This window comes from Streptomyces hainanensis, assembly GCF_004348415.1.
GTDB classification, from domain to species: domain Bacteria; phylum Actinomycetota; class Actinomycetes; order Streptomycetales; family Streptomycetaceae; genus Streptomyces; species Streptomyces hainanensis.
The window spans coordinates 1-5,417 of sequence record NZ_SMKI01000496.1 but is presented as its reverse complement, the minus strand read 5'-3'; the positions used below and the strand labels follow the sequence as shown (position 1 = coordinate 5,417).

At 73.5% G+C, this 5,417-nt stretch carries 6 protein-coding genes; 2 read left to right on the top strand and 4 right to left on the bottom strand.

Annotated elements, in window-relative coordinates; translation table 11 throughout:
* Window positions 1-259: Fur family transcriptional regulator (locus E1283_RS31005; RefSeq protein WP_132821500.1), on the bottom strand; the 259-nt coding region annotated here is incomplete at its 3' end.
* Between the two features lie 156 nt (window positions 260-415).
* On the opposite strand from E1283_RS31005, the gene E1283_RS31000 reads away from it, so the two are divergent.
* Window positions 416-1,882 (top strand): catalase, encoded by a 1,467-nt coding sequence (locus E1283_RS31000; RefSeq protein ID WP_132821499.1) that lies wholly within the window; start codon window positions 416-418, stop codon window positions 1,880-1,882.
* 60 nt (window positions 1,883-1,942) lie between these two features.
* On the opposite strand, the gene hisN is transcribed toward E1283_RS31000, so the two are convergent.
* On the bottom strand, window positions 1,943-2,737 hold the full coding sequence (gene hisN / locus E1283_RS30995; RefSeq protein WP_132821498.1) for a histidinol-phosphatase: 795 nt from the start codon (window positions 2,735-2,737) through the stop codon (window positions 1,943-1,945).
* A 118-nt stretch (window positions 2,738-2,855) separates the two neighbouring features.
* Between hisN and E1283_RS30990 the strand changes: the two genes are divergently transcribed.
* Window positions 2,856-3,311 carry a TetR/AcrR family transcriptional regulator gene (locus E1283_RS30990; protein WP_243745226.1) on the top strand — a complete coding sequence of 152 codons (456 nt, stop codon included), beginning with the start codon at window positions 2,856-2,858 and terminating at the stop codon, window positions 3,309-3,311.
* 19 nt (window positions 3,312-3,330) lie between these two features.
* Here E1283_RS30990 and rsgA read toward each other — a convergent pair whose 3' ends face one another.
* Window positions 3,331-4,341 (bottom strand): ribosome small subunit-dependent GTPase A, encoded by a 1,011-nt coding sequence (gene rsgA, locus E1283_RS30985; RefSeq protein ID WP_132821496.1) that lies wholly within the window; start codon window positions 4,339-4,341, stop codon window positions 3,331-3,333.
* 14 nt (window positions 4,342-4,355) lie between these two features.
* Window positions 4,356-5,417 (bottom strand): 3-phosphoshikimate 1-carboxyvinyltransferase (aroA, locus tag E1283_RS30980; RefSeq protein WP_132821495.1); only part of this gene is annotated, 1,062 nt, incomplete at its 5' end.

Here is a 5,417-nt window from a genome sequence, read left to right as displayed (position 1 = left end):
ATAAGAGACAGGCGTTGGGGTCGTAGCGCTTGGCGCGGCCGTCCGTGGTGACCTCGATGACCTCGCCGAGCGCGACGAGCTCGCCGAGGGTGTTGTAGACGGAGGCGCGGGAGATCTCCGGAAGCCGCTCGGTGGCCCTGGCGTGCACCTCGTCGGCCGTGAAGTGGACGTGCTCGCCGTCCAGCACCTCGGCGATGACCCGGCGCTGGGCGGTCAGCCGCCAGCCGCGGCCACGGAGTCGCTGTAGGAGGTCACTCATGCCTGTCACCCTAACCGGCGCGCGGCCACCCAGGACTCGGTACGATCTCGGGCGCCGTCTTGACTTGGACTAAGTCCAATATAGGATCGGTTCTGGCGATGGCCAAGAGCCGAGCCGCAGAAACACCTCCGAGCACCCGAAGGGCGTGACAGGCAGATGACCGACCAGACCGCGGCGGGACCGCTGACCACCGAGGCCGGGGCCCCGGTGGCGGACAACCAGAACAGCCAGTCCGCCGGCGTCGGTGGGCCCGGCCTCATCCAGGACCAGCTCCTGATCGAGAAGCTCGCGCACTTCAACCGCGAGCGGATCCCGGAGCGCGTCGTGCACGCGAGGGGCGCCGGCGCCTACGGCACCTTCACCGTGACGGCGGACGTCACGCCCTACACCCGGGCCGCCTTCCTCGCCGAGATCGGCAGGGAGACGGAGGTCTTCCTGCGGTTCTCCACGGTGGCCGGCAACCTGGGCTCGGCCGACGCCGTGCGCGACCCGCGCGGCTTCGCGCTGAAGTTCTACACCGAGGAGGGCAACTACGACCTCGTCGGCAACAACACCCCGGTCTTCTTCATCAGGGACGCCATCAAGTTCCCCGACTTCATCCACACCCAGAAGCGCGACCCGTACACGGGCTCGCAGGAGGCGGACAACGTCTGGGACTTCTGGGGGCTGAGCCCCGAGTCCACCCACCAGGTCACCTGGCTCTTCGGCGACCGCGGCATCCCCGCCAGCTACCGCCACCTGAACGGGTACGGTTCGCACACCTTCCAGTGGAACAACGAGGCCGGCGAGGTCTTCTGGGTCAAGTACCACTTCAAGACCGACCAGGGCATCAGGAACCTGACCGCCGACGAGGCCGCGGCGCTGGCCGGCACCGACCCGGACAGCCACCAGCGCGACCTGCGGGTCTCGATCGAGAACGGCGACTTCCCGTCCTGGACGGTGCAGGCGCAGATCATGCCGGCCGCCGACGCCGCCGGTTACCGGTTCAACCCGTTCGACCTGACGAAGGTCTGGCCGCACGAGGACTACCCGCCGATCGAGATCGGCCGTCTGGAGCTCAACCGCAACCCGGAGAACGTCTTCGCCGAGGTCGAGCAGTCGGTCTTCTCCCCGCACCACTTCGTGCCGGGCATCGGCCCGTCGCCCGACAAGATGCTCCAGGGCCGGCTCTTCGCCTACGGCGACGCCCACCGCTACCGGGTCGGCATCAACGCCGACCACCTGCCGGTGAACCGCCCGCACGCCACCGAGGCCCGCACCAACAGCCGGGACGGCGTCGGCTACGACGGCCGGCACGGCCGCGCCAGGAACTACGAGCCCAACAGCTTCGGCGGCCCGGCCCAGACCGACCGACCGCTGTGGGAGCCGGTCGCCGTCGGCGGCGCCACCGGCGACCACCCGACCCCGGCGCACGTCGAGGACGACGACTTCACGCAGGCGGGCAACCTCTACCGGCTGATGTCGGACGAGGAGAAGGAACGCCTCGTCGGCAACCTGGCGGGCTTCATCGCCCAGGTCTCCCGCGACGACATCGCGGAGCGGGCGATCGAGAACTTCCGCCGGGCCGACGAGGACTACGGCAAGCGGCTCCAGGCCGCGGTCCAGGCCCTCCGGGGCCAGTGACGGCGCCCTTGCCGTAACCACCCTGGCGGGTGGGGCGCGCCCCACCCGCCAGGGCCACGTTCAGCCCCCCAGGCGGCGCAGCAGCTCGTCGTGGAGCAGCCCGTTGGAGGCCGCCGCGTTCCCGCCGTGCGGGCCTTCCCGCCCGTCGAGGCCGGTGAACCGGCCGCCGGCCTCGGTGACCACGATCGCCGGCGCCGCCATGTCCCACAGCGACAGCTCGGGCTCGGCGCACATGTCGACGGAGCCCTCGGCCACCATCATGTAGGACCAGAAGTCGCCGTAGGCCCGGGTACGCCAGCAGTCCCGGCCGAGTTGGAGGAACGCGTCGAGCCGGCCGAGCTCCTCCCAGCCGGTGAGCGAGGAGTAGGCGAAGGAGGCGTCGGCGAGCCGGGACACCCCGGAGACCCGCAGCCGGGTGGCCGCCGACAGGCTGCGGCCCGTGTAGGCGCCGCCGCCCTCCACGGCCCACCACCGGCGGCCGAGCGCGGGCGCCGACACGACGCCGACCACCGGCCGGTCGCCGCCCGCGCCGCGGTCGACGAGCGCGATCAGGGTGGCCCAGACGGGGACGCCCCGCACGTAGTTCTTGGTGCCGTCGATCGGGTCGATGATCCAGCGGCGCGCCCCGTGCCCGTCGGAGCCGAACTCCTCGCCGAGCACCGCGTCCCGTGGCCTGGCCCGCTGGAGGGCCGACCTGATCAGCTCCTCGGTGGCCGTGTCCGCCTCGCTGACCGGCGTCATGTCCGGCTTGGTGTCGACCTTGAGGTCGAGCGCCTTGAAGCGCTCCATCGTCGCGGCGTCGGCGGCGTCGGCCAGCACGTGGGCGAGGCGCAGGTCATCGTGGTAGTCGGCCATGGTCCCAGTATCGGGCACGTTCTTCGGGGCCCCGCGAGCAACCTTGACAGCCCCTGACACCGCGTCAATCCTGTGCCTCGCCGGGGCGGTGCGGCCTCGGGCAGGCGAGGAGGCGACGATGCCCACCGCGCGTGAGTCCCTGCTGGACGCGGCCGGTGCCGCGCTCGAACGGCGTCCGTGGCGACGCGTCCGCATGGTCGAGGTGGCGGCGTCGGCCGGCGTCTCCCGTCAGACGCTGTACAACGAGTTCGGGGACAAGGCGGGCCTCGGCGCCGCCCTGGCCACCCACCGCACCACGGCCCTGCTCGACGGCTTCGCCGCCCAGCTCGCCCGCGTCCGCTCGCTGGACGGGGCCGCCGACTGGCTGCTGGCGACGGCCCGCGCCGACCGCGTGGTGCGTGCCGCCCTGACCGGCTGCCGGTGCGACTGCGCCGGGGCGCCGCCGGTCGCCACCCGCCCGGAGCGGCTGCTCCGGGAGTTGTCCGCCCGGGCGTCGCGCGCGCTGCCCCACCACTCGGCCACCACCTGCGAGACCGCCATCCGCCTGGCGCTCTCCCGCCTGATAGCGCCCTGACGGCGGCCCCCGCCGTCGGCTAGGACTTGTCCGGCCGCTCGCGGGAGGCCAACAGCCGCCGCAGCGAGGTGAGCCTGGCCGGCTCGGCGTGGCCGGCGGCCACCCAGGCGTCGAGGGCGCAGTCCGGCTCGTCGTGGGAGCAGGCCCGCGGGCAGTCGGCCGTGCCGGGCTCCAGGTCGGGGAAGGCGTGGATCACCCGGGACGGGTCGACGTGGTGCAGCCCGAACGACCGCACCCCCGGGGTGTCGATGACCCACCCGGGCGCGTCGGGCAGCGCCAGGGCGAGCGCCGAGACCGTGGTGTGCCGGCCGCGCCCGGTGACGACGTTGACCTGGCCCGTCGCCCGCCGCCGGTCCGGCACCAGCGCGTTGACCAGCGTCGTCTTGCCGACGCCGCTGTGCCCGACGAACGCGGTGATCCGGTCGGTCAGCAGCTCGCGCACCCGTGCGACGGCCGCCGGGTCGCCGCCGAACTCCTCGGCGCTGGTGACCACATGGCGGATGCCGAGCGGCGCGTAGGTCTCCAACAGCGGCTCGGCGGGCGCCAGGTCGGCCTTGGTGAGGATCAGCAGCGGGTCGAGCCCGGCGTCGTAGGCGGCCACCAGGCAGCGGTCGATCAGCCGGGGCCGCGGCTCGGGGTCGGCGAGCGCGGTGACGATCGCCAGCTGGTCGGCGTTGGCCACCACCACCCGCTCGAACGGGTCGTCGTCGTCCGCCGTGCGCCGCAGCGTGGAGGAGCGGGTCTCGATCCTGACGATCCTGGCCAGGGTGTCCTTGGCGCCCGACAGGTCGCCCACCAGGGCCACCCGGTCACCGACCACCACGCTCTTGCGGCCCAGCTCCCTGGCCTTCATGGCGGTGATCATCCGGTCCTCCACGAGGCAGGTGAACCGGCCGCGGTCCACCGTGACCACGAACCCCTCGGCGGCGTCCTCGTGCTTGGGCCGCAGGTGGGTGCGCGGTCTGGTGCCTCGCCTGCTGGGGCGGACCCGGACGTCGTCCTCGTCGGTGTGCTTGCCGTACCGGCGCATCGCGGGCGGCGGCCTCAGGCCCGGTCGCCCGACGCCGCCACCATGCGGTGCCACAGGTCGGGGAAGTCCGGCATGGTCTTGCCCGTGGTGGCGACGTCCTCCACCTCGACGTCCTTGACGAGCAGCCCGAGCACCGCGCCCGCGGTGGCGAGCCGGTGGTCCTCGTAGGTGTGGAAGACCCCGCCGCGCAGCGGTCGCGGCCGGATGCGCAGCCCGTCGGCGGTCTCGGTGACGTCGCCGCCGAGCCCGTTGATCTCCTTGGTGAGCGCCGCGAGCCGGTCGGTCTCGTGCAGCCGCAGGTGCGCGACGCCGCGCAGCACCGACTCGCCCTCGGCCAGCGCCGCCACGGCGGCGATGCCCGGGGTCAGCTCGCCGACCTCGCTCAGGTCGGCGTCGATCCCGAGCACCCGGCCGGTGCCGGTGAGGGTCAGGCCGCGGTCGTCCAGCACGCAGGAGCCGCCCATCTCCGTGAAGATGCGGCGCAGCGCGTCGCCGGGCTGGGTGGTGGTCCGGGGCCAGTCGGGGATGGTGACACGGCCGCCGGTGACCAGCGCGGCGGCCAGGAACGGCTGGGCGTTGGAGAGGTCGGGCTCGACGACCAGGTCGCGGCCGAGCAGCGCGCCGGGGGTGACGCGCCAGACGTTGGGCTCGCCGCCGGAGTCCGGGGAGTCCACCTGGGCCCCGGCCCTGCGCAGCATGTCCACGGTCATCCGGATGTGCGGCAGGGACGGCAGGGTGGCGCCGACGTGCCGGAGCTCGATCCCGTGGTTGAAGCGGGGCGCGGAGAGCAGCAGCGCGCTGATGAACTGCGAGGAGGACGACGCGTCCACCTCCGCGTAGCCGCCCTCGACCGAGCCGGCGCCGTGCACGGTCAGCGGCAGCGCGCCCCGGGCGCCGTCCTCGACGCGGACGCCGAGCGCCCGCAGCGCGGCGATCAGCCCGTGCAGCGGTCGCTCGTGGGACCGCTTGTCGCCGTCGAACCTGACGGCGCCCTCGGCGAGCGAGGCGAACGGCGGCAGGAAGCGCATCACCGTGCCGGCGTTGCCGACGTCGACGGTGGCGGGGGCCTGCGGGGT